General features: G+C 28.9%; 24 protein-coding genes. All 24 read left to right on the top strand.

The genetic code is table 11. The annotated features are described in order from the left end of the window. Nucleotides 1-150: 150 nt before the first annotated feature. The 24 genes from codY (at nucleotide 151) to CLTHE_RS00045 (ending at nucleotide 26035) form a co-directional block, all read left to right on the top strand. Nucleotides 151-930 (top strand): GTP-sensing pleiotropic transcriptional regulator CodY, encoded by a 780-nt coding sequence (gene codY, locus CLTHE_RS00160; RefSeq protein WP_002597514.1) that lies wholly within the window; start codon nucleotides 151-153, stop codon nucleotides 928-930. Between the two features lie 196 nt (nucleotides 931-1126). Beyond that, nucleotides 1127-1828 (top strand): 30S ribosomal protein S2, encoded by a 702-nt coding sequence (gene rpsB / locus CLTHE_RS00155; protein ID WP_002597515.1) that lies wholly within the window; start codon nucleotides 1127-1129, stop codon nucleotides 1826-1828. Nucleotides 1829-1917: 89 nt separating this feature from the next. After that, nucleotides 1918-2826 (top strand): translation elongation factor Ts, encoded by a 909-nt coding sequence (tsf, locus tag CLTHE_RS00150; protein ID WP_080021481.1) that lies wholly within the window; start codon nucleotides 1918-1920, stop codon nucleotides 2824-2826. Nucleotides 2827-2919: 93 nt separating this feature from the next. Then, the gene (pyrH, locus tag CLTHE_RS00145) at nucleotides 2920-3630 is read left to right on the top strand and encodes a UMP kinase (protein ID WP_002597517.1); all 711 of its coding nucleotides are present in this window, start codon (nucleotides 2920-2922) and stop codon (nucleotides 3628-3630) included. Nucleotides 3631-3641: 11 nt separating this feature from the next. Then, entirely contained in the window at nucleotides 3642-4199 is a 558-nt protein-coding gene (gene frr, locus CLTHE_RS00140; protein ID WP_002597518.1) for a ribosome recycling factor, read from the top strand. Nucleotides 4200-4255: 56 nt separating this feature from the next. Then, on the top strand, nucleotides 4256-5023 hold the full coding sequence (locus CLTHE_RS00135) for an isoprenyl transferase (RefSeq protein WP_080021480.1): 768 nt from the start codon (nucleotides 4256-4258) through the stop codon (nucleotides 5021-5023). Nucleotides 5024-5038: 15 nt separating this feature from the next. Continuing rightward, on the top strand, nucleotides 5039-5836 hold the full coding sequence (locus CLTHE_RS00130; protein WP_002597520.1) for a phosphatidate cytidylyltransferase: 798 nt from the start codon (nucleotides 5039-5041) through the stop codon (nucleotides 5834-5836). An 82-nt stretch (nucleotides 5837-5918) separates the two neighbouring features. Continuing rightward, nucleotides 5919-6878, top strand: coding sequence for an AI-2E family transporter (locus CLTHE_RS00125; RefSeq protein WP_158082628.1), 960 nt, complete (start codon nucleotides 5919-5921; stop codon nucleotides 6876-6878). A 19-nt stretch (nucleotides 6879-6897) separates the two neighbouring features. Continuing rightward, nucleotides 6898-8052 carry a 1-deoxy-D-xylulose-5-phosphate reductoisomerase gene (dxr, locus tag CLTHE_RS00120; protein WP_080021478.1) on the top strand — a complete coding sequence of 385 codons (1155 nt, stop codon included), beginning with the start codon at nucleotides 6898-6900 and terminating at the stop codon, nucleotides 8050-8052. A gap of 12 nt (nucleotides 8053-8064) precedes the next feature. Further along, nucleotides 8065-9075, top strand: a complete 1011-nt coding sequence (rseP, locus tag CLTHE_RS00115; protein ID WP_080021477.1) for an RIP metalloprotease RseP — start codon at nucleotides 8065-8067, stop codon at nucleotides 9073-9075. Nucleotides 9076-9085: 10 nt separating this feature from the next. Next, entirely contained in the window at nucleotides 9086-10135 is a 1050-nt protein-coding gene (ispG, locus tag CLTHE_RS00110) for a flavodoxin-dependent (E)-4-hydroxy-3-methylbut-2-enyl-diphosphate synthase (protein ID WP_080021476.1), read from the top strand. A gap of 55 nt (nucleotides 10136-10190) precedes the next feature. After that, entirely contained in the window at nucleotides 10191-14546 is a 4356-nt protein-coding gene (locus tag CLTHE_RS00105; RefSeq protein ID WP_080021475.1) for a PolC-type DNA polymerase III, read from the top strand. Between the two features lie 236 nt (nucleotides 14547-14782). Beyond that, nucleotides 14783-15241, top strand: a complete 459-nt coding sequence (gene rimP / locus CLTHE_RS00100) for a ribosome maturation factor RimP (RefSeq protein ID WP_002597526.1) — start codon at nucleotides 14783-14785, stop codon at nucleotides 15239-15241. 14 nt (nucleotides 15242-15255) lie between these two features. Further along, nucleotides 15256-16359: a transcription termination factor NusA gene (gene nusA / locus CLTHE_RS00095; protein ID WP_080021474.1), complete on the top strand. Its 1104-nt coding sequence runs from the start codon at nucleotides 15256-15258 to the stop codon at nucleotides 16357-16359. Between the two features lie 22 nt (nucleotides 16360-16381). Further along, on the top strand, nucleotides 16382-16648 hold the full coding sequence (gene rnpM, locus CLTHE_RS00090; protein WP_002597528.1) for an RNase P modulator RnpM: 267 nt from the start codon (nucleotides 16382-16384) through the stop codon (nucleotides 16646-16648). Continuing rightward, nucleotides 16641-16958 carry a ribosomal L7Ae/L30e/S12e/Gadd45 family protein gene (locus CLTHE_RS00085; RefSeq protein WP_040413984.1) on the top strand — a complete coding sequence of 106 codons (318 nt, stop codon included), beginning with the start codon at nucleotides 16641-16643 and terminating at the stop codon, nucleotides 16956-16958. The genes rnpM and CLTHE_RS00085 overlap by 8 nt, the downstream gene beginning before the upstream one ends. Nucleotides 16959-16972: 14 nt before the next feature. Then, nucleotides 16973-19024 (top strand): translation initiation factor IF-2, encoded by a 2052-nt coding sequence (gene infB / locus CLTHE_RS00080; RefSeq protein ID WP_080021473.1) that lies wholly within the window; start codon nucleotides 16973-16975, stop codon nucleotides 19022-19024. Nucleotides 19025-19045: 21 nt separating this feature from the next. Next, entirely contained in the window at nucleotides 19046-19393 is a 348-nt protein-coding gene (rbfA, locus tag CLTHE_RS00075; RefSeq protein ID WP_002597531.1) for a 30S ribosome-binding factor RbfA, read from the top strand. Then, nucleotides 19393-20379: a DHH family phosphoesterase gene (locus tag CLTHE_RS00070; protein ID WP_080021472.1), complete on the top strand. Its 987-nt coding sequence runs from the start codon at nucleotides 19393-19395 to the stop codon at nucleotides 20377-20379. The genes rbfA and CLTHE_RS00070 overlap by 1 nt, the downstream gene beginning before the upstream one ends. Beyond that, complete coding sequence (truB, locus tag CLTHE_RS00065) at nucleotides 20367-21242, top strand: tRNA pseudouridine(55) synthase TruB (RefSeq protein WP_080021471.1); 876 nt, start codon at nucleotides 20367-20369, stop codon at nucleotides 21240-21242. The genes CLTHE_RS00070 and truB overlap by 13 nt, the downstream gene beginning before the upstream one ends. Nucleotides 21243-21255: 13 nt before the next feature. Further along, nucleotides 21256-22158: a bifunctional riboflavin kinase/FAD synthetase gene (locus tag CLTHE_RS00060; protein ID WP_080021470.1), complete on the top strand. Its 903-nt coding sequence runs from the start codon at nucleotides 21256-21258 to the stop codon at nucleotides 22156-22158. Between the two features lie 118 nt (nucleotides 22159-22276). Continuing rightward, nucleotides 22277-22540: a 30S ribosomal protein S15 gene (rpsO, locus tag CLTHE_RS00055; RefSeq protein ID WP_040413985.1), complete on the top strand. Its 264-nt coding sequence runs from the start codon at nucleotides 22277-22279 to the stop codon at nucleotides 22538-22540. 80 nt (nucleotides 22541-22620) lie between these two features. Further along, the gene (locus CLTHE_RS00050) at nucleotides 22621-24723 is read left to right on the top strand and encodes a polyribonucleotide nucleotidyltransferase (RefSeq protein WP_080021469.1); all 2103 of its coding nucleotides are present in this window, start codon (nucleotides 22621-22623) and stop codon (nucleotides 24721-24723) included. A gap of 52 nt (nucleotides 24724-24775) precedes the next feature. After that, nucleotides 24776-26035 carry a M16 family metallopeptidase gene (locus CLTHE_RS00045; protein WP_080021468.1) on the top strand — a complete coding sequence of 420 codons (1260 nt, stop codon included), beginning with the start codon at nucleotides 24776-24778 and terminating at the stop codon, nucleotides 26033-26035. Nucleotides 26036-26093: the final 58 nt, after the last annotated feature.

Raw genomic sequence — 26093 nt, 5'->3', positions numbered from 1 at the left:
AACAATACTTCTTTGTCGAAAATAGACCTGAATCTGTTGAAAATAGATAATTACTGTGATATACTTTAAACCATATTAAGAGAAATTTAAGATTATTTTGAATTTTCGAACAATTTGGTAAAGATTAGATATTATCGAGGAGGAGTATTGATGGCATCATTGCTTGAAAAGACTAGAAAGTTAAATAAGATTTTACAAAAGACGGGTACAGAGCCAGTTGCCTTTGAAGATATATGTAAATTACTTAGTAATGTATTAGAATGTAATGTATATATTGCAAGTAGAAAAGGAAAAGTTATAGGATATAGCTTTTCAGAAAAATTTGAATGTGACATAATGAAAAAAAAGGTTGTTGAAGAAAGTAAATTTCCTTTGGATTACAATGAAAAGTTATTAAATGTAACTGAAACATTATCAAATCTTTTAAATAAAGGAGAATGTGTTTTTGAAGGTGAAAAAGAATGCACAATATCAGACAAGCTTTCAACAATAGTTCCCATAATAGGAAACAGAGAAAGATTAGGAACACTTCTTTTAGCTAGATTTGGTGGAAAGAAATTTACAGATGAAGATTTAGTTTTATGTGAATATAGTGCAACTATAGTTGGAATGGAAATTTTAAGAGCAAAGCAAGATGAGTTTGCAGAAGAAACTAGAAAAAAAGCAGTTGTTCAATTAGCTATAGGAACTCTTTCATATTCAGAGCTAGAAGCTGTGGAACATATTTTTAATGAACTTGATGGAAATGAAGGGCTTTTAGTTGCTTCTAAAATTGCTGATAAAGTGGGAATAACTAGAAGTGTTATAGTTAATGCTTTAAGAAAGTTTGAAAGTGCTGGAGTTATAGAATCAAGATCATTAGGAATGAAGGGTACACATATAAGAATCTTAAATGACAAATTATTAGATGAATTAAAAAAGATAAAATAAAACAGCTTTTATAGCTGTTTTTTTTATGTAAAGAAAAATATATGGAAAAAAGCAAATTTTTTGTTGATAGGAATAAAAGCTTATGGTATACTATCTAAGGTAATAAAATACACACATTGTCTAATTTGTGAGGTGGTCCTTTAAAAGGTTTCTCACAAGCTGAAGATGATGGAGGGAAAAACCAGGAGGTAACAAAATGTCAGTTATATCAATGAAACAATTATTAGAAGCAGGTGTACACTTTGGACACCAAACTAGAAGATGGAACCCTAAAATGGCTCCTTATATCTTCACAGAAAGAAATGGAATCTATATCATAGACCTACAAAAAACTGTTAAAAAAGCAGAGGAAGCATACAACTTCTTAAGAGAAGTTTCAGAAAACGGAAAAGATATACTTTTCGTTGGAACTAAAAAACAAGCTCAAGAAGCTATCCAAGAAGAAGCTATCAGATCAAACATGCACTTTGTAAATAACAGATGGTTAGGTGGTATGTTAACAAACTTCAAAACTATCAAAACTAGAATTAAAAGATTAGAAGATTTAGAAAGAATGCAAGAAGACGGAACTTTTGATGTTCTTCCTAAAAAAGAAGTTATAAAACTTAAAGGAGAAATGGAAAAGTTAGTTAAGAACCTAGGTGGTATTAAAAACTTAGACGCTTCTAACATTGGAGCTATGTTCGTAGTAGATCCAAGAAAAGAAAAAAATGCTATTTCAGAAGCTAAAATCTTAGGAATTCCAGTTGTAGCTATCGTAGATACAAACTGTGATCCAGAAGAAGTTGATTACGTAATTCCAGGAAATGATGACGCTATAAGAGCTGTTAAATTAATAGCTGCTAAAATGGCTGATGCTATCATCGAAGGAAGACAAGGTGAACAAATAGAAGAATAGTTTTGGATATAAAAGGTAGGTGAATTTATTCATTTACCTTTTACCCTAAAAAGGCATAATTGCTTTATATATTAAGGAGGAAATTGAATATGATTACAGCAAAGTTAGTTAAAGAATTAAGAGAAAAAACTGGTGCAGGAATGATGGACTGTAAAAAAGCTTTAACAGAAACTAATGGAGATTTAGAAAAAGCTGTTGAAGTTTTAAGAGAAAAAGGATTAGCTGCTGCTGCTAAAAAAGCTGGAAGAGTTGCAGCTGAAGGTATAGTTAAAACTTTCGTATCAGAAGACAACAAAAAAGCTTCTATGGTAGAAGTAAACTGTGAAACAGACTTCGTTGCTGCTAATGAAGAATTCGTAGGATTTGCTGATGAATTAGCTAAATTAGTAGTTAATTCAAACGTAAACACAGTAGAAGAATTATTAAATGAAAAAATGGGAGATATGACTGTTTCAGAAACACTTACAGCTTTAGTTGCTAAATTAGGTGAAAATATGACAGTTAGAAGATTCGAAAGAATGGTTATCGAAAACGGAGCTGTTCAAAGCTACATCCACGGTGGTGGAAGAATCGGAGTTCTTGTAGAAGTTGCTTGTGAAGCTAATAGCCCAGTAGTTGCTGAAGTAGCTAGAGAAGTTTGTATGCAAGTTGCTGCTGCTAACCCATTATACTTAAACAGAGATGCAGTTGATTCTGAAGCTTTAGAAAAAGAAAAAGAAATCTACAGAGTTCAAGCATTAAACGAAGGAAAACCAGAAAAAATCGTTGAAAAAATGGTTATGGGAAGAATTCAAAAGTACTACAAAGAAGTTTGTCTTTTAGACCAAGTTTGGGTTAAAGATGGAGATAAAACTATAACTAAATTATTAGAAGAAAAATCAAAAGAAGTAGGTTCTCCAATGACAATAAGCAAATTTGCTAGATTCGAAAGAGGAGAAGGAATCGAAAAGGTAGAAGAAGATTTTGCAGCAGAAGTTGCTAAGCAAATGGGTAAATAGTTCTACTGTAAAAAGAGAACACTTTGTGTTCTCTTTTTTTAAAAATATAATTAAGAGAAAAAAGAAACTTTGAAAAATTTGGAGGAATTCATAATGGCTGATTGTAAATATAAAAGAGTTATACTAAAACTTTCTGGAGAAGCTTTAGCAGGAGAAAATGGATTTGGATTAGATTTTAGTGTTGCTACAAGAATTGCACTAGAAATAAAAGAATTAGTAAACAAAGGTGTTGAAGTTGGAGCAGTTGTTGGAGGCGGAAACATATGGAGAGGTAGAAGTGGAGAAGGTATGGATAGAACTACTGCTGACTATATGGGAATGATGGCAACTTGTATTAATGCTTTAGCGTTACAAGATTCTTTAGAACAAGTTGGAGTTGATACAAGAGTATTAACAGCAATTGAAATGAAAGAAATAGCTGAACCTTTTATAAGAAGAAGAGCTATGAGACATTTAGAAAAAGGAAGAGTTGTTATATTTGCAGCAGGAACAGGAAATCCTTATTTCTCAACTGATACAACAGCAGCTTTAAGAGCAGCTGAGATAGAAGCAGATGTAATTCTTTTAGCTAAAAAAGTTGATGGTGTTTATGATAAAGATCCACATAAATTTGACGATGCTGTAAAATATGATAAACTATCTTATATAGAGGTTTTAGAACAAGGACTTCAAGTTATGGATTCAACTGCTACATCTTTATGTATGGATAATGAAATCCCAATATTAGTATTTGGATTAGATGAACCAGGAAATATACAAAAAGCTATTACAGGTCAAGAAATAGGAACTTTAGTTTCTAAATAAGGAGGATATATATGGTTAAAGATATTTTAAAAAATGCTGAAGAAAAAATGAAAAAAACTATTAGTGTTTTAGGAAATGATTTATCAACTATGAAAGCAGGAAGAGCTAATCCAACTATGCTTGATAGAGTTCAAGTTGAATATTATGGAAGCATGTGTCCTTTATCACAAGTTGCAAACATTTCTGCACCAGAACCAAGAGTTTTACAAATATCACCTTGGGAAGCATCTTTATTAAAAGATATAGAAAAAGCTATATTAGTATCTGATTTAGGATTAAATCCTTCAAATGATGGAAGTGTTATAAGACTTATAATTCCAGAGTTAACTGAAGAAACAAGAAAAAATCTTGTTAAAACTGTTAAGAAAACAGGAGAAGATTCAAAAGTTGCACTAAGATCAATAAGAAGAGATTCAAATGATAAAATAAAAGCTCTTAAAAAAGATGGCGAATTAACTGATGATGAAGTTAAAAAAGCTGAAAATGATATTCAAAAAACTACTGATAAATTTGTAAAAGAAATAGATAGTTTAATAGAAGCAAAAGAAAAAGAGATAATGTCAATTTAACTTAAAAAACCTGCTTTTAGCAGGTTTTTTATATAACTATAAGGGGAGGTTTTGGTATGATTACATTTTTTAAAGGTGAAAAAATAGATGAAACTGAAAATGATTTAAGTTTAGATATGGAAAATATACCAAAGCATATTGCTATTATTATGGATGGTAATGGCAGATGGGCTAAAAAAAGAAAATTACCTAGAACAATGGGACATAAAGCTGGAGTAGAAACTATTAGAAGAATATTAAAAGAAGCAGATAAATTAGGTATTAAATATATGACTCTTTATGCATTCTCAACTGAAAATTGGAAAAGACCAAAAGAAGAAGTTGGGGCATTAATGAAGTTATTAGTTCAATATTTAAGACAAGAAATAAATGAACTACATAAAAATGGAGTTAAAATAAATGTTTTAGGTGATATAAGTATGTTGCCTGAAGAATGTATAATAGAAATTGAAAAAGCTAAAGAAAAAACAAATTTAAATACTGGTATAACTATGAATATAGCTTTAAATTATGGTGGAAGAGATGAAATAATAAGAGGTATTAAGCTTTTAGTTGAAGATGCAAAAAATGAAAAAATAAATTTATCAGATATAAATGAACATATGTTTGAAAATTATTTATATACAAAGGGAATTCCAGATCCAGATATTATAATAAGACCTTCAGGTGAACAAAGATTAAGTAATTTCTTATTATGGCAATGTGCATATTCAGAGTTTTGGTATTCAGATATATGTTGGCCAGATTTTAAAGAAAAAGATCTTCATAAAGCTATATATGATTTCCAGCATAGAGACAGAAGATTTGGTGGGATAAAAAAGTAAAGAGGTGATTATTGAGTGAAATTAAATAAGAGATATTTAGGCGCAGTTATACTTGCCCCTATTATAATATTTTTACTATTAGGTGGAGTGTATTTAGAAGGATTAATTATCATTTTATCACTACTTGGTTTATATGAGTTCTATAATGCTTTAAAAGCTAAAGAATTTAAACCAATTTCTATAATAGGATATTTTTTAATAATATTTTATTATTTAAGTGAAAATAATTTTTCTACAATAATGTATGCAGTTGTATTTTTAACTTTCATTATGTTAATGGTTCCTGTTGTAAATAGAAAATATACATTTTTAGATGTAGGAGTAACAATATTAGGATTTCTTTATGTAGGAATGTTATTTTCTTTTATTCATTTAGTTAACATAAAAGAACATGGACAATATTTAGTTTGGTTAATATTTGTTGGTTCTTGGATCACAGATACAGCAGCATATTATTCAGGAAAGTTGTTTGGTAAACACAAGCTTTGTCCAGAAGTAAGTCCTAAAAAAACTCTTGAAGGATCTATTGGAGGAGCAGTAGGGGCAACTATTGTATGTGGGTTATATGGATTAGTATTAAATTTAGGATTTAATATATATATAATGCCAATATATAATTTCTTCATAATTGGAGCATTATGTGGTATATTTAGTCAATTTGGAGATCTTGTTGCATCATCTGTAAAAAGATATGTTGGAATTAAAGATTATAGTAATTTAATTCCAGGGCATGGTGGAATCTTAGATAGATTCGATAGTATATTATTTTCAGGATTAATAGTATTTTATTATTTAACATTTATAGTTAGATAGTAAATATAAAGACAAAGTCTTTGAAGAATTTCTTCTAAGACTTTTTTTTTTTGCATATAAATATCTAAATGAGGTGATTAATTTGGATATTTTAAAAAAAGAAAAAATTCTGGAAATAATCTATTGGTGTATAGGAATTATTTTATTTGTATTTATAATTAAAAATTATTTTAGACCATTTATATTGATAGTTATATTATTTTTTTTAGGAAATCCTATAAATAAATTTTTAAGAGAAAAAATTAAATATAAAGAAGTGTGTGCTGGTATAACTATTCTCTTAATCAACATAGTTGTAGTTATAGGCATTATTTATATATGGAGTAATTTTTATAGTTTTATTAGTACAGTTATAGGAAGTAATATAAATCAAATAAAAGAAATATTTATAGAATTAGAAAATGGAATTGAAAAAATTATTGGAAATATTAATATAATAGATTCAGCAAAGAAAATTTTAAATTTTAATTATTTAAAAGTAGGTGCAATTAATACAGGTGAAGGGTTATTGTCTTATTTTATAGGCAATATATGTACTTTTTTTATACTTGCAGATAAAGATGAAATAAAAGAAGTTGTAAAAAAATTTATGCCTGATAAAGTAGAAAAAAGAGTAAACAGAATAATCTATAATTCTAGAAATATAATAAAAATACAAATATTATTAGTTTTAATTTCAACTATAATAATAATAATAGGATTTAAAATACTTAAAGTAGAAAATTGCGTTACATTAGGAATAGTATGTGGTATTTTGGATATTTTGCCCTATGTTGGAACAATAATTGTATTTATTCCTATAATAATATACAATATTATTGTAAAAAATTATTTAATCGCCTTTGGGTTAGTTTGTCTATATTTATTAATTCAAATAATAAGAGAAATTTTAGAAGCGAAATTAGTAAGTGATAAGTTTAATATGCATCCCTTACTATCATTATTATCTTTATATATAGGAGTAAAAGTATTTGGATTTATAGGGATATTCATTGGCCCAATATTTTGTATGACATTAGTAGATATAATCAGCGAAAATTGATAATATTGGAGGAATATAGATGAAAAAAATATCAATACTAGGAGTTACAGGTTCAATAGGTCTTCAGACCCTTGATGTAGCTAGAAAAAGTGAGGATATAGAAGTTGTAGGAATAACAGCTAATACATCTGTTTTAAAAATACAAGAGATAATAAAAGAATTTAAACCTAAATATGTTTGCATGATGGATTTAAATAGTGCAAAAGAGGTAAAAAATTTTGTAAAAGAAAATAACCTAGATATAGAAGTTTATGAGGGCTTAGAAGGACTTATAAAAATTTCTACACTAGATGAGATAGATACAGTTGTAACATCTGTAGTTGGAATGATAGGATTAAGACCAACTATAGAAGCTATAAGAAAGAAAAAGGATATTGCGCTTGCAAATAAAGAAACTCTTGTAGTTGCAGGTGAAATTGTTATGAGAGAAGCAAAAGAAAATGGAGTAAAAATTCTACCTGTAGATTCAGAGCATAGTGCTATTTTCCAATCACTAAGAGGAAATAAAGAAAGCGAATTAAAAAAAATATTATTAACAGCTTCAGGAGGGCCTTTTAGAGGAAAAAAATTAAAAGAATTAGAATGTGTAACTTTAAAAGATGCGCTAAATCATCCAAACTGGAGTATGGGAAAAAAGATAACTGTAGATTCAGCTACCCTTATGAATAAAGGACTTGAAGTTATAGAGGCACATTTTTTATTTAATTGTCCATATGAAAATATTCAAGTAGTAGTACATCCTCAAAGTATGATACACTCAATGGTGGAATATAAAGATAATAGTATAATAGCTCAAATAGGTTCTCCAGATATGAGATTGCCAATACAATATGCATTAAATTATCCAGAAAGAAAAAAAGAAATTGCAACACCATTAGATTTTTATGATATGTGCAATTTAACTTTTGAAAAACCAGATATGGATACATTTAAATGTTTAAGATTAGCTTTTGAAGCAGGAAAAAGAGGAGGGCTTATGCCAACTATTTTAAATGGAGCTAATGAAGAAGCTGTCTCATTATTTTTAGATGAAAAAATAAAATTTCTTCAAATTGGAGATATAATAGAAAAGGCGATAGAGAATTTTAGAGATAGAATAGATGATGCTTTAACAATAGAAAATATTATAAATTTAGATAAAGATGTAAAAGAGTATGTAAGAAATAATTTTTAGGAGGAGACTATATTGTATGTAATTTATGCTATACTAGCATTTAGTTCCTTAATTATAGTACATGAACTTGGCCATTTTATATTAGCAAAGCTAAATGGGGTAAAGGTTATTGAGTTTTCTATAGGTATGGGACCTAAATTGTTTTCAATAAACAAAAATGATACTAAATATTCATTAGGAATACTTCCAATAGGTGGATATGTTCAAATGAGTGGAGAAGATGATGAAGACGAAGAAGGAAGTCTTCAAAGAAAAAAACCAATTCAAAAAATACTTGTAATGTTAGCTGGAGTATTTATGAATGTGGTAATGGCAATAGCTATATTTGCAGCTATAACAAACCATTTTGGTTATACTTCATCTAGAATAAATGCAGTAATTCCAAATAGTCCTGCAATGGAAAGTGGCTTAAAGCCAGGAGATATTATAAAAAAGGTAAATGGTCAAAAAGTTGTAGCAACTATTGATGTAACATCTGAAATATTAATGTCAGATGGAAAGTCAGTTAACTTATTGGTAAATAGAAATGGTAAAGATATAGATTTAAATGTTAAACCAACTTTAGATAATCAAACAAATTCATATGCAATAGGAGTTGAGTTTACTAGAGTTACTAATCCTACAATAGGGGAGAGTATAAAACAAGGAGCAAATGAAAGTTTAAGTGTAATAAAACAAACATATAAAAGTCTGAAAATGCTAGTTACAGGAAGAGGATCAGTTAAAAAAGATGTAGGAGGTCCTGTAACTATAATAAGAATGACTGGAGAAGCAGCAAGAATGGGAATATGGACACTTCTTAATTTAACTGCATTTTTAAGTATAAACTTAGCAGTTATAAATGCTCTTCCACTTCCAGCATTAGATGGAGGAAGATGTCTTATTTATCTTTTTGAAATGATAACTAGAATAAAAGTTCCAACAAAATTTGAAAATGTTCTAAATGCAATTGGATTTATTTTATTAATGATAGTTATGGTTTTAGTTACAATAAAAGATATCTTGTTCCCAATTAACTTATAAGGAGAAAAATATGGAAAGAAGAAAGACGAGAGTCGTAAGTATAGATAACTTAAAAATTGGTGGAGAAAATCCTATAGTTATTCAATCAATGACAAATACAGATACTAGAGATGCAAAAAAAACATTAGAACAAATAAATGCACTAGTAAAAGAAGGGTGTCAAATGGTTAGATGTGCAGTTCCAGATATGGAAGCTGCAGAAGCTTTAAAAGAAATAGTTAAAAATTCACCAGTTCCAATAGTTGCGGATATACATTTTGATTATAGATTAGCATTAAAAGCAATAGAAAATGGAATATCAAAATTAAGAATAAATCCTGGAAATATTGGTAGTATAGAAAGGATAAAAGAAGTTGTAAATAAAGCAAAAGAATATAAAATTCCTATAAGAATCGGAGTAAACTCTGGATCTTTAGAAAAAGATATTTTAGAAAGAGATGGAAAACCTACAGCAAAAGGTTTAGTAGAAAGTGCTTTAAGACATGTTAAAATATTAGAAGATTTAGATTTTCATGATATAATAATATCTATAAAATCATCTGATGTTAAAATGATGATAGAAAGTTATAGATTAATGAGTGAAAAGGTAGATTATCCTCTTCACTTAGGCGTTACTGAATCAGGAACTAAATTTAAAGGGACTATAAAATCAAGTGTTGGAATAGGAACACTTTTAGCTGAAGGTATAGGAGATACTATAAGAGTATCCCTTACATCCAATCCATTAGAAGAAATAGAAGTTGCAAAAGAACTTTTAAAAGCTTTAGGACTTTATGAAGAAGGAATAGAATTTGTTTCATGTCCTACTTGTGGAAGAACAGAAATAGATCTTATCGGAATTGCAGAAGAAGTTGAAAAAAGACTTAAAAATTCTAAAAAGAAGATAAAAGTTGCTGTTATGGGATGTGTTGTAAATGGCCCTGGTGAAGCAAGAGAAGCTGATATTGGAATTGCTGGTGGAAAAGGTGTTGGAATAATCTTTAAAAAAGGTGAGATAATTAAAAAAGTAAAAGAAGAAGATCTTGTAGAAGAACTTTTAAAAGAAATAGAATCATTATAAAAAGGAGTCCCCAAAATTTTTTGGGGACTAATATTTTTGTAAAGGAGGGAAAATAGTGGGAGAGGACTTTATAAAAATTTTAAATAAAGAAATAAATAAAAATGAAAATTTAGAAGATAAAGAGATAATTTTAAAAAGATTTCAATTTTATAAGAAAAGCGGAATTTTAAAAGTAATATTAAAAGCTAAAATATCATTAACGGAAGAAGAAGAAAATTACATATTAAAACTTATCCAAAATAGATTAGGAAAAGATATAAAAATAGAACTTCAAGTATATAAAGATGTAACAGGACTTTCATTAGAATCTATAATAAAGGAACACTGGATGGATATTGTTATGGAAATAGGAAAGAAAGTTCCTTTAGTAACTGGCATGCTTTATTCAGAAAACAGAGAGATTAAAGAAGATAAAATAGTTTTAAAATATGGTTGTGAAGCTATAGTAGAACATGCTAGAAAAAAAGGAGTAGGAAAAGAAATAACAAGAAAAATAAATGATATATTTGGAAAAAATCCTCTTGTTGAACTTTTATATGATGAATCTTTAGAAGATAAGGATTATGAAGAAAAGAAAAAAGAAGAATATACAAAAATAATGAGAGAAGCGGTTAAAAATAGAGATTTAAGCCACTCTAATGGAGAACAAAAAGAAGCTAAAACCACAGAAAAGAAAAAAGAAAGTAATAGTTCTGAAAAATATAGAAAAGAAAGCTATAGACGTGAACCAAAAGATGAAAATACTATTTTAGGAAGAGGAATAAAAGATGAACCTATAACTATTGATGAGATAGATGAAACATCAGGATATGTTGCTATTTTAGGAGAAGTATTTAAAACTGAAACAATTGAAACAAGAACAGGAAAAACAATCCTTACTTTCTTTATAACAGATTACACAAGTTCTATTACAGTTAAATGCTTCTTAAAGGAAAAGGATAAAGAAGAAGTACTAGACAATGTTAAAAAAGGACTATATTGTAAAGTTAGAGGAGAAGCTATATATGATACTTATGCAAGAGAAGTTGTAATAATGGGTAGAGATATAGTTAGAATGAAGAAAATAGAAAGAATGGATGGAGCAGAAGAAAAAAGAGTTGAGCTTCATTTACATACTACTATGAGTACTATGGATGGAATGACTCCTCCAGCTAAAATGATAGAAAGAGCTGCTAAATGGGGGCATAAAGCAATAGCAATAACAGATCATGGTGGAGTTCAAGCTTTCCCAGATGCTCAAATAGCAGGAAAGAAAAATGGAATAAAAGTTATTTATGGAGTAGAAGGATATTTAGTAGATGACGGAGTTCCGGTTGTTTTAAATGAAAAAGGAGATTCTTTAGATGATACATTTGTTGTATTTGATTTAGAAACTACAGGATTCTCTCCTAAAAATGATAAAATAATTGAAATTGGAGCTGTAAAAATAAAAGAAGGAAAAATAATAGATAGATTTAGTGAATTTGTAAATCCAGAAAGAAATATTCCTTACAAAATAACAGAGCTTACAGGAATAACAGATTCTATGGTAGAAAATAGTGAAACAATAGAAACAATTCTTCCAAAGTTTATGGAATTTTGTAATGGAACAGTGTTAGTTGCTCATAATGCTGGATTTGATACATCTTTTATAAAACATAATTGTACATTACTAAATTTACCTTATGATTATTCAGTTTTAGATACAGTTCCTCTTGCAAGATTCCTTTATCCAGAGCTTAAAAAAGTAAAATTAAATATTGTAGCAAAACATTTAGGTATATCTCTAGAAAATCATCATAGAGCTGTTGATGATGCAAAAGCTACAGCAGATATATTACTTGTTTGTTTTAAAAAGATAAAAGAAGAATTAGAAATAAATACTTTAGAAGAATTAAATAATCAATTCTTAAGTAAAGTAGATATAAAAAGACAACCAACTTCACATATAATAATATTAGCTAAAGACCAACCAGGAATAAAAAATCTTTATAAATTAGTATCTGAAGCACATATAGAAAATTTCTTTAGAAGTGCTAGAACAAAGAAAAGTAGATTAAATGAAATGAGAGAAGGACTTATTATAGGTTCAGCTTGTGAAGCAGGGGAAGTTTATAAGGCTGTATTATCAGGAAAAAGTGATGAAGAGTTAGAAAAAATAGCAGACTTTTATGATTATTTAGAAATTCAACCTTTAGGAAATAACCAATTTTTAATAGAGAATGGAAATGTAAAAGATGAAGAAGAGTTAAGAGATATAAATAGAAAAATATATAACTTAGGTAAAAAGCTTGGAAAACCAGTAGTTGCTACAGGTGATGTTCATTTTTTAGAGCCTCATGATGATGATTTTAGAAAAATAATAATGGCAGGTAAGGGATTTAAAGATGCAGATTCTCAACCACCTCTTTATTATAAAACAACAGAAGAAATGCTAAAGGAATTTAGTTATTTAGGAGTTGAAGAGGCAAAAGAAGTAGTTGTTATAAATCCAAATAAAATTGCTGATGAAGTAGAAATGGTTAAGCCAATTCCAGATGAAACTTATCCTCCTAAAATAGAAGGAGCTGAAGAAGAAATAAGAAATATGGTTTTAACTAAAGTTCACAATATATATGGGGATAATCTTCCAGAAGTAATTCAAAAAAGATTAGATAAAGAATTAAATTCTATCATAAATAATGGATATGCTGTTCTTTATCTTATAGCACAAAAGCTTGTGGCTAAATCATTAAAAGATGGTTATTTAGTAGGTTCTAGAGGATCTGTTGGATCATCTTTTGTTGCTACTATGTCTGATATTACAGAAGTTAATGGATTACCACCTCACTATGTTTGTCCAAATTGTAAGCATTCACAATTCTTTTTAGATGGTTCTATAAGCTCAGGAGCAGATTTGCCAGAGAAAAAATGTCCAAAATGCGGGGCAGATTATAAAAGAGATGGTCATGATATACCTTTTGAAACTTTCTTAGGATTTGAAGGAGATAAAGAACCAGATATAGATCTTAACTTCTCGGGAGATAACCAAGCTGATATTCATAAATATACGGAAGTTTTATTTGGTAAAGGATTTGTTTTTAAAGCTGGTACTATTGGTACTGTTGCAGAAAAAACTGCTTATGGATATGTAAGAAAATATCTTGATGAAAGAGGAATAAGAGCAACAAGTGCAGAAATAGAAAGATTAACTATAGGTTGTACAGGAATAAAAAGAACTACAGGACAACATCCAGGAGGAATTATGGTTGTACCGAGTGATAATGAAATATTTAATTTTACACCAATACAATATCCAGCAGATGATAACTCAGCTGATTTTATTACAACACATTTTGATTATCATTCAATAAGTGGTAGACTTCTTAAGCTTGATATACTTGGGCATGATGATCCTACTGTATTAAGAATGCTTCAAGATTTAACAGGACTTGATCCTAAAACTATACCTCTAAATGATGAAAAAGTATTAAGTTTATTTACAAGTGCAACTGCATTAGGAATAGAAAAAGAAAAGATAGGAAATGAAATATTTGGAGAAGTAGGAAGTTATGGACTTCCTGAATTTGGAACTAAATTTGTTAGACAAATGCTTATAGATACACAGCCAAAAGCTTTTGCAGATTTAGTAAGAATATCAGGACTTTCACATGGTACGGATGTTTGGTTAAACAATGCTCAATATTTTATAAAAGAAGGATATACAACACTTAAAGATTGCATATCTACAAGAGATGATATTATGGTATATCTTATGTATAGAGGATTACCACCAAAAACTTCGTTCACAATAATGGAGAAGGTAAGAAAAGGTAAAGGGCTAAGTGAAGAAGATGAAGCATTGATGAAAGAAAACAATGTACCAGATTGGTATATTGAATCCTGTAAAAGAATAAAATACATGTTCCCTAAAGGGCATGCTGTAGCTTATGTAATGATGGCAGTAAGAATAGCTTATTATAAAGTTTATTATCCAGAGGCTTATTATTCAACTTTCTTTACTGTTAGAGCAGATGAATTTGATGCAGATTTAATTTCTAAAGGTGAAGGAGCAATAAAAGCTAAACTTGAAGAATTATATGCTCTAGGAAATTCTGCTTCAGTAAAAGATAAAGGAATGATAACTTCTCTTGAACTTTGTTATGAAATGAGTAAAAGAGGCTTAAAATTTTTAAAAGTAGATCTTTATAAATCAGAAGCAGTAAAATTTGTAATTGAAGAAAAAGGAGTATTAAGACCTCCAATATGTGCTCTTCAAGGTGTTGGTGAAAATGCAGCTGAAGCAATTGTTGAAGCGAGAAAAGATGGAGAATTTATATCAAAAGAAGATTTGAGATTAAGAGCAAAAATAACAAAAACAAATATAGAAACTTTAACAAATCATGGATGCTTAGAAGGAGTACCAGAAACAAATCAATTATCGTTATTTTAAATAGAGAATAAGATAGCAATTTAAAGAAAAATAAAAAAACTTGAATTAAAAGGTAATTTGTGATATTCTAATAAAGAAAAGATTATTGCAAATCGCTTAAGGAAAGGAGTGGGAGAAAAAATCCCGCTCTTTCTATTTAGAACGCAACTTATTTAGTTGCGTTTTTAGTTAGAAATATTAATTAATCTTTTTGGGAACAATATATAAAAATTGAATATGAAAAAGGAGGTTAACATATGAAAAAAGATGCTTTAATGGAAAAGATGGAGATGTTAGTTAAACCTATAACTGATAATCTTGGATATGAATTATATCATATAGAATTTGTCCATGAAGATGGAGAAAACTATCTAAGAATATATATAGATAGTGAAGAGGGTATAAAGTTAACTGATTGTGAGGCTGTTTCTAGAGAAGTAAGTGATATGCTTGATGTTGAAGATCCAATTGATAAATCATATTACTTAGAAGTATCATCACCAGGAATTGATAAGGGGCTTTATAAAGAAGAACATTTTAAAAAGGCTATAAATCAAAAAGTATTTGTTAAATTTACTGGAGCTATAGAAGGTAAGAAACACATTACAGGAATTTTAAAAGAAGTAAATGATGAATTTATAATTATAGAGGGGGATATTGAATTAAATATTCCAAAAGATAAAATAAAAAGTGCCAATATACAGGGGGAACTTTAAGAGGAGGAGAAAAAATGAATTTAGAGTTTATAGACGCTCTTGAAGAGATAGTTGAACAAAAAGGAATAAGTAAAGATTTAATATTTGCAACAATTGAAGACGCAATGGTTTCAGCATACAAGAAAAATTATGCAAATCAATATACAAATGCTCAAAATGTTAAAGTTTCAATAAACAAAGAAAATGGTGAAATAAAAGTTTACGCACAAAAAGTAGTTGTAGATGAAATATTTGACGATATAACAGAAATAAGTTTAGAAGAAGCAAAAGAAATAAATCCAAAATATGAAGTAGATGATATTGTTGATTTAGAAGTTACACCAAAGAATTTTGGTAGAGTAGCAGCACAACATGCTAAACAAATGGTAACTCAAAGAATAAAAGAATCAGAAAGAAATATAGTATTCCAAGAGTACAAAGAATTAGAATTTGATATAATAACAGGAACTATTCTTAGAAAAGATAAAGGATTAGTTTTTGTTAATCTTGGAAAAATTGAAGGTGTTATAGGACCAAATGAACAAATGAAAGGTGAAGAATATAAGTTTAATGAAAAGTTAAAACTATATGTAGTTGAAGTTAAATCTACACCAAAAGGACCACAAGTTCATGTTTCAAGAACACATCCAGGATTAGTTAAGAGATTATTTGAAATGGAAGTTCCTGAAATACAAGAAGGAACAGTTGAAATAAAAAGTATTTCAAGAGAAGCTGGATCAAGAAGTAAAATAGCTGTATTTTCAAATGATGCAGAAATAGATCCAATGGGAGCATGTGTAGGACCAAAAGGAATAAGAGTTCAAGCAGTTGTAAATGAACTTAAAAATGAAAAGATAGATATAATTAAATGGAGTAAAGATCCAGCTGAATTTATAGCAAATTCATTAAGTCCTGCAAAAGTTGTAAGTGTAGTTGCAGATGAAGAATCAAAATCAGCTAAAGTTGTAGTAGACGATAATCAACTTTCATTAGCAATTGGTAAAGAAGGTCAAAATGTTAGATTAGCTGCAAAATTAACTAACTGGAAAATAGATATAAAAAGCAAAAGTCAAAGTGAGCAAGAAGAAAACTTAGTAGAAGAAACTATAGAAGAAGAAACTATAGAAATTGAAGAATAGTTAAGGGTGAGGTGTGATTTTTATGAAAACTAAAAAGATACCTTTAAGAATGTGCACTGGGTGCTCAGAGATGAAACCTAAAAAAGAACTTATAAGAGTTGTAAGATCAAAAGAAGGCGAAGTGTCAGTGGATCTTACAGGAAAAAAAGCAGGAAGAGGAGCATATGTATGTAAATCTCAAGAATGCTTAAATAAGGCTTATAAAACAAAAAGATTAAGTAGAAATTTAGAAGTCCAAATTAGTGAAGATATTTATAATAGACTAAAGGAAGAAATGAATGATGAATAAATTTTTTAATTTTTTAGGCCTTGTAAAGAGATCAGGAAATTTAATAGAGGGCTATAGTAAATGTGATGAACAGAGAAATAGAACAAAGCTAAAGCTTTTTATAATATCAACTGATGCATCAGAATCTTCAAAAAAGAAATTTTTAAAACACTGTGAAGAAAAAAATATACCTTATATTGAAGATTTCAAAAAAGAAGAATTAGGAACTTCTATAGGTAAAGAAGAAATAAAAATATTAGCTGTAAAAGATAAAAATATGGCAGATAAATTATTAAGTCTTTACAAGGAGGATACTATATGTAGAAATTAATCGGGGGTGACTTTATGTCAAAAGTTAAAGTATATGAATTAGCAAAAGAGCTTAATTTAAGCTCAGCAGATTTAATAGAATTATTAAAAAAAGAATTTAATGTAGTGGCTAAAAACCATATGAGCGTAATAGAAGATGAAGACGCAGAACTTATAAAAGAACTTATAAGTGAAGGAACTATTTCAAGTGAAAAAACTATTGTAGATGAATATGAAGATATGTTAGCTGAGGAAGTTAACAAAGGAAATAAAAAGAAAAAGAAAACAAGAAAACAGTTAGAAGCAGAAGCAGCTGCTGCAGCTGCTGCTAATAGCTTAGAAGTTGTTGAAATAAATGAAACTATAATGGTAAAAGATTTAGCAGAAAAAATAAATAAATCTTCAGCAGAACTTATAAAAGAGCTTATGTTCTGTGGAGTTATGGCTGGAATGAACCAAGAAATAGATTTCGAAACAGCTAAAAAAGTATGTGAAAAATTTGAAATAATAGCTGAAAAAATAGAACAAAATGATGAGTTAGATGATCTTATAATTGAAGACAGCGAAGAATCATTAGAAAAGAGACCACCAATTGTAACAGTTATGGGGCACGTTGACCATGGTAAAACATCTCTTCTTGATGCAATAAGAAAAGAAAAAGTTACTGAATCTGAAGCTGGTGGAATTACTCAACACATAGGTGCTTATACTGTTACATTAAATGGTGAAGATATAACATTCTTAGATACACCAGGACATGAAGCTTTTACATCAATGAGAGCTAGAGGAGCTCAAATAACTGATATAGTTATACTAGTTGTTGCAGCAGATGACGGAATAATGCCTCAAACTAAAGAAGCTATAAGCCATTGTAAAGCAGCAGATGTTCCAATGATAGTTGCCATAAATAAAATTGATAAAGAAGGAGCTAACATAGATAGAGTTAAACAAGAGTTAACTGAATATGGTTTAGTTGCAGAAGACTGGGGCGGAGACACAATTTGTGTTCCTGTATCAGCTAAGAAAGGTATAGGAATAGAAAATGTTCTAGAAATGGTTATATTAACTGCAGAAATGTTAGAACTTAAAGCTAATCCTAATAGAAATGCAAATGGTACTGTTATAGAAGCTAAGCTTGATAAAGGAAGAGGACCAGTTGCAAGTTTACTTGTTCAAACAGGAACTTTAAGTGTTGGAGATTCAATTTTAGTAGGAACAACTTATGGAAGAATAAGAGCTATGTTTGATGATACTGGAAAGAAAATAAAAACTGCTGGACCTTCTATTCCAGTTGAAGTTTTAGGACTTTCAGAAGTTCCTGCTGCAGGAGACAGATTTAATCAGGTTGAAGATGAAAAAACTGCAAGAAATATGGCTGAAAAAAGAAAAGAAAAATTAAAAAATGAAAGTTTCTCTTCAAGTCATAGAGTTTCTCTTGAGGGACTTTATAATCAAATCAAAGAAGGAACTGTTAAAGAACTTAGTATAATAGTTAAAGCTGATGTTCAAGGTTCAGTTGAAGCAATAAAACAATCACTTGAAAAACTTTCAACAGATGATGTTAAAGTTAGAGTTATTCATGGAGCAGTTGGAGCTATAACTGAAACTGATATAACACTTGCTTCAGCTTCAAATGCAATTGTAATTGGATTTAATGTAAGACCTGATGGAAATGCAGTAGCTGCTTCAGAGAGAGATGGAGTTGAAATTAAAACTTATAGAATAATATATGATGCTATAGAAGATGTTAAATCTGCTATGATAGGAATGCTTGAACCTGAATATAAAGAAGTTGTATTAGGAACAGCAGAAGTAAGAGAAACTTATAAAATATCAAGTGTTGGAACTATTGCTGGATGTTATGTAACAGAAGGGAAAATAGTAAGAAATTCTGATGTAAGAGTTATAAGAGATGGAATAGTAATATTTGAGACAACTTTATCATCACTAAAGAGATTTAAAGATGATGTTAAAGAAGTTAAGAGTGGATACGAATGTGGATTAAGTTTAGATAAGTTCAATGATATGAAAGCAGGAGATCTTATAGAAGCTTACACTGTAGAAGCTATAGAAAGAAAAGAGCTTTAATTAGTAAAGAGGTGAAGAAAAATGGCTAACTATAGAGGTGGCAGAATAAACGAAGAAGTTAAAAAAGAAGTTAGCAATCTAATTCAAAATGAAGTTAAAGATCCTAGACTTACTGCTATGATTTCAGTAACAGATGTTGAAGTTACTAGAGATTTAAGTTATGCAAAAGTGTACGTAAGCATATTCTCAAATAGTAAAGAAGAAAAAGAAGAAAACTTAAAAGCTTTAAAAGGAGCTAGTGGGTTTATAAGAAGAGAAGTTGGTAGAAGAGTTAAATTAAGAGCAGTGCCACAGATAATATTTGAATTAGATGAATCTATTGATTATGGAATGAAAATTGATGAATTAATAGAAAGGTCAAAAAAATAATGTCTTTAAAAGAAATTGGAAAGAAGATTTTAGAATCAAATAAAATCGGAATAACATTTCATGTATCACCAGATGGTGATGCCATGGGAAGTGCATTAGCGCTTTTAAATGCATTAAGATATTTAAATAAAGATGCTTACATAATATCTAAGGATATTATAGGAGAAAATCTTGAATTTCTACCTTTAGGTAAAGAAGTAGATGGAACTATTAGATGTCCTGAAGAAGATACTGATTTAGTAGTTTCATTAGATTGCGGAAATTTTGAAAGAGTTTCCGCAGATCTTTCTTCTTATAAAGGAGCCTTAATAAATGTAGATCATCATATTTCAAATGAACAATACGGAAATTTAAATTATGTAGATACAAATGCAGCTTCAACTGGTGAAATTGTATTTGAACTTATAAAAGTTCTAGGAATTAAATTTAATGATAAAACAGAAATTTCGAAAAAGATAGGGACATGTATATATACTACACTTGTCACAGATACAGGTTCTTTTAGACATTCAAATGTTACAGAAAGAACTCATAGAATAGCTAGTGAATTAATAGCAGTAGGAGTTAATAATACAAATATTTATAAAAATCTTTTTGATAATAGAGCTATGAAAAAATTAAATCTTATGGGATATGCATTTGAAAATGCTAAATTATTCTTAAATGGAAAAGTTATAGTTGTAGGACTTTCAGAAGAGATTTTAAAAAAATATGATTGTGAACAAGAAGATACTTCAGATATAATAGGAAATTTATTAAGTGTGAAGAATGTAGAAGTAGCAGTATTATTAAAAGAAACTTCAGAAGGAACTAAAGCAAGTTTAAGATCAAAAAATGATTTTGATGTAAGAGAAGTTGCAGAAGCCTTTGGTGGTGGAGGGCACATAAAAGCATCAGGAGTAATGCAAAAAGGTGTCTTTTTAGAAGATGCGAAAAATAATATTTTGAATAAAATTGAAAGCGAGCTAAAAGAATGGAAGGCGTAATTAATATTTTTAAAAATACGGGGATGACTTCTTTTGATGTAGTAAGAAAAATAAAAAAGCTTTCAAAAACAGGAAAAGTGGGCCACACAGGTACTCTAGATCCAGAGGCTTGTGGGGTTCTTCCTGTATGTATAGGAAAAGGTACTAAAATAATAGATTATATTATGAGAGCACCTAAAATTTATACTGTTGAATTTAAACTTGGAACTAAAACTACTACTTATGATTTAGAAGGAGAAGTTTTAGAAGAGAATGATTATAGCTTTTTAACAGAAGAAGATATATTAACTAGTATAAATAAATTTAAAGGTGAATATAATCAAGTTCCTCCTATGTATTCTGCTTTAAAACAAAATGGAGTTCGTTTATATGAACTAGCAAGAAAGGGAATAGAAGTTGAAAGAGAAGGAAGATTGATAACTATCTATTTCATAGAAGATATATGTATTGAAAAACCTTTTGTTAAAATGAAGGTTAAATGTTCTAAAGGTACTTACATAAGAAGTCTCTGTTATGATATTGGAGAAGATCTTAAAGTTGGAGCTGTAATGACTAAACTAAAGAGAAATGCAACTTCAAATTTTTTAGAGGAAGATAGTATAAATATAGAAAATTTAACTGAAGAAAATATTGAAGAATATATAATCCCTATAGATAAAGCTTTAGAAGCTTATGATAAGCTTATTATAAAAAATAAATTTTCAAAATTAATTAAAAATGGAGCTAAAGTTTATGATAAAAGACTTTATGTAACTAAAGCTCAGCTTGGAGTTCTTTATAGAGTTTATGATGAAGATGATAACTTTATTGGTCTTGGAAAAAAAGATGAGAAAGGATTTAAACTAGAAAAATTGTTAGTTTAAATTAGGAGATTAAATGGGAAAAAGAGATGGATATTATATAGCTCTTGGAAGTTTTGATGGGCTTCATAAAGGGCATTTAGAATTAATTAATGAAGCTATAAATTTAGCTAAAAGAGATAATTCTAAAAGTATGGTATTTACTTTTTTAAATCATCCAAGGGAGATAATTAATAAAAACTATAAATTTCATTACTTAATGGAAAATATTGAAAAGAAAAAAATACTATTAGATTTAGGGGTAGATGAAATAGTCCTAAAAGAATTTGATTGTAGCTTTATGAAGATTTCACCTGAAGATTTTATAGGTAATCTTTGTAAAGAATATAAAGTCAAGGGTTTAGTAGTTGGGTTTAATTATAGATTTGGATTTAAAAATAAGGGAGATATACATCTTTTAGAAGAGTTATCAAAAGAATATAATTTTAAACTTAAAGTAATAGAGCCATTTATGTATAAAGAAGAAGTTGTAAGTAGCACTAGAATTAGAAATACTTTATTAGAAGGAAATATACAAGAAGCAAATAATATGTTAAATAGGCCATATTCATTAAGTGGTATAGTTGTAAGTGGAAAACAAATTGGGCGTACAATAGGTTTTCCAACAGCAAATTTAGAATTAAAAGGAAATTTTATAATACCTAAAAGAGGAGTTTATTATACAAATGTTTTATATAATAATAAACTCTACAAAGGTATAACCAATATTGGAAATAATCCAACTGTAGATGGAGAAAGTCTTACAATAGAAACTTTTATTTTAGATTTTGATAAAACTATTTATAATGAAGGTTTAGAATTATTATTTTTGGGAAGAATTAGAGATGAGAAGAAGTTTAATTCTTTAGATGATTTAAAAGCTAGATTAAAAAAAGATAAAGAATTTGCAGAAAAAGCAGAAATTTATTATAAAAAATAAATTATGTTTACAAATGGAAATATTTTTGTTATACTTAGACAGTAAACCTAGGTCTATGTTTAAAGGTGCCATCTTTATACTTGGAGCTAAGGGGATATTATACGGAGGTGTAGATTACATGGATAAGGCAAGAAAATTAGAAATAATTAAAGAATTTGGTAAAAACGAAAAGGACACAGGATCAGCTGAAGTTCAAATCGCTTTATTAACTGAAAGAATTAATGAATTAACAGAGCACTTAAAAGTTCACAAAAAAGACCACCACTCAAGAAGAGGTCTATTAATGATGGTTGGACAAAGAAGAGGACTTTTAAACTATGTTGCTAAGCAAGATATCGAAAGATACAGAGCTGTAATCAAAAAATTAGGTTTAAGAAGATAATATCTTAGAGCGGGTAAAACCGCTCTATTATTTTAAAAATATTAGCAAAATTTGTAATTAAAGGCGAAGGGAGGTCCTTTATGAGGAATGAATTAAAAACAGTTATAGCTGGAAGAGAAATGAAGGTTCAATTTGGTGGTTTTGGTATGTTATCAAATGCAGCTACATTCTTTAGCTATGGAGATACTGTTATACTAACTAACGTTAATGCCTCAGAAGAGCCAAGAGAGGGAATAGATTTTTTCCCTTTAAGTGTTGAATACGAGGAAAGATTATATTCTGTTGGGAAAATTCCAGGAGGATTTGTAAAAAGAGAAGGAAGACCTACTGACAAAGCTATACTTCATGGAAGAGCTGTTGATAGAACAATAAGACCATTATTCCCTAAAGGATATAGAAATGATGTTCAAGTTGTTTGTACAGTAGTTTCAGTTGAAAAAGATAATATACCAGAAATACTAGCTATAAATGCAGCATCAATGGCATTATTATTATCAAGTATTCCTTATACAATTCCTGTTGCAGGAGTTCAAATAGGACTTATAGATGGTAAATTTATATTAAATCCAAATTCAGAAGAAAGAAAATTAACTGAATTAGATTTAACTGTTTGTGCTACAGAAGAAAAGGTTATGATGATTGAAGCAGGCGGAAATGAAATAGATGAAGAAACTATGATAAATGCAATAGAATTCGGATTTAATGCTTGTCAAGATATTATAGCATTCCAAAAAGAAGCACAAGCTAAATTTGGAAAAGTAAAAGATACTCCAGAATTATACAAAGTAGATGAAGAAGTTGAAAAAGATGTTAAAGCTTTTGCAACTGATATGGTTAAAGAAGCTATGTATATAATGGATAAAGATGAAAGAAATGAAGCAATGTCAGCTGTAAATGAAAAAGTATTTGCTGAATTTGCAGAAAAGCATGAAGGTAAAGAAGGAGACATAAAAGAAGTTCTTTATACTATGCAAAAAGCAGTAGTAAGACATATGCTATTAAAAGATAAAAGAAGACCAGATGGAAGAGCTTTTGATGAAATTAGACCTCTTTCATGTGAAGTAGGTATTTTACCAAGAACTCACGGAACTGGATTATTTACAAGAGGATTAACTCAAGTTATGACTGTTGCTACATTAGGTTCTGTTAGTGAGGTCCAAACTTTAGATGGTATAGATGAAGCAGAGTCAAAGAGATATATGCATCATTATAATTTCCCAGCTTATAGCGTAGGAGAAGTTAGACCACTTAGAGGACCAGGAAGAAGAGAAATTGGTCATGGAGCTTTAGCAGAAAGAGCTTTAGAACCATTAATTCCTTCAATGGATGAATTCCCATATTCAATAAGACTTGTATCAGAAGTATTAAGTTCAAATGGTTCAACTTCACAGGCTTCAGTTTGTGGATCAACATTAGCATTATTAGATGCAGGTGTTCCAATAAAAAGACCAGCTGCTGGAATAGCTATGGGACTTATAACATCAGAAGATTTAACTGAAGAAGAAGTATTAACAGATATTCAAGGAATAGAAGATTTCTTTGGGGATATGGACTTTAAAGTTGCAGGTACTGAAAAAGGTATTACTTCAATTCAAGTTGATACAAAACTTAAAGGTCTAAGCAATTATGTAGTTAAAACTGCTATAAGAAATGCTAGAAAAGCTAGAATGGTAATTTTAGATAAAATTAATGAATGTATAGATGCGCCAAGAGAAGATGTTTCAGCTTATGCTCCTAAAACATCAATAATTAAAATAAATCCAGATAAAATAAGAGAAGTTATTGGGGCTGGTGGAAAAGTTATAAACAAGATTATTGAAGATACTGGAGTTAAGATTGATATAGAAGAAGATGGAACAGTATTCGTATCATCTGTTGATCATGATGGTGTTAATGAAGCAATCAAAATAATTGAAGGTATAACTAAAGAAGCAGAAGTTGGAGAAGTTTACTTAGGAAAAGTTACTAAAATAACAACTTTTGGAGCTTTTGTTGAAGTGTTACCTGGAAAAGAAGGGTTAGTTCATATATCAAAGCTTGCTAAAGAAAGAGTAAACAAAGTAGAAGATGTTGTTTCTGTTGGTGATGAAATTTTAGTTAAAGTAACTGAGATAGATTCACAAGGAAGAATAAACCTTTCAAGAAAAGATGCATTAGCAGAAAAAGAAGAAAATAATGAATAGATGAAAAGGGCAAAAGTATTTGCCTTTTTTTTTATAAAAAATGGAGGTATATATGCATAAAGTTCTTACATTAAAAAATGGACTTAAAATCGTAATAGAAAAAATAGATGGTGTAAACTCTGTAAGTGTAGGAGTAATGGTTAAAAATGGTTCAAGAAATGAACCAAAAAATTTGAATGGGATATCACATTTTATAGAGCATATGTTTTTTAAAGGAACTGAAAGAAGAACCTTTAATCAAATTACAGGTGCTATAGAAAATATAGGTGGGCAAATAAATGCTTTTACTGGAAAAGAATCTACATGTTATTTTGTAAAAACATTAGGAAGTCACATAGATATAGCATTAGATGTATTGTCAGATATAATATTACATTCTAAATTTGATCCTAAAGAAATTGAAAAAGAAAAAGGTGTAGTAATAGAAGAAATAAATATGAGTACTGACTCTCCAGAGGAAGTTTTAGAAGATTTACATGCAGAAATATCTTTTAGAGGAACAGAACTTTCTTATCCTATATTAGGGACAGAAGAGAAAGTAAAAAGTTTTACTAGAGAGGATATAATAAATTACATAGAAGAAAAGTATGTTCCTTCAAATTCAGTTATATCAATTTGTGGTAAAGTGGACTTTTTAGAAATAGAAAATTTAGTTGAAAAGTATTTTGGTGATTGGAAAGATAAAGGAGAATATGAACCTAAATATGATAAAATAGAAGTTTTAGAAGGAACAGGAAGTATAGAAAAAGATATAGAACAACTTCACATAAATATAGCATATCCAGGAATGGAATATAATCATCCAAAATCATATGCTTTGGTTATTATAAATAACATATTAGGTGGAGGGGCATCATCTCTTTTATTCCAAAAAGTTAGAGAGGAATTAGGTCTTTGTTATTCAATTTATTCTTATATGGATGCATATAAGAATTGTGGGGGAACAAACATATACTTAGGATTAAATAAAAATTCAGCAAAAAAAGCTTTAGAAGTTATAAAAGATACAGTAAATGATTTTGTTATAAATGGAATAACAGAAGAAGGGTTAAAAATAAATAAAGAAAAGATAAAAGGAACATATATATTAGGGCAGGAAAGCACAAGTTCAAAAATGTTTGCTAATGCTAAATCATTATTATTTAGAGGAGACATTAGAACAGAAGAAGAAGTTATAGAAAAAATAGATAATATAACTATGGAAGATATAAAATATGTACTTGATAAATGCTTTAAAAATGGAGCATTGAATACAGCTTTTGTAGGTCCAAAGATAAATAAAGATGAATTAAATTCTATTATATTTAATTAAAATATAAGATTTGAGATTATAGAAAAAAAATAAATCTTGATATATAATAATGTAATAT

This window comes from Clostridium thermobutyricum DSM 4928 (assembly GCF_002050515.1).
Classification (GTDB): Bacteria; Bacillota; Clostridia; order Clostridiales; family Clostridiaceae; genus Clostridium; species Clostridium thermobutyricum.
Note: the sequence above shows the minus strand (reverse complement) of the source record. Positions and strands in the feature narration are given on the sequence as shown.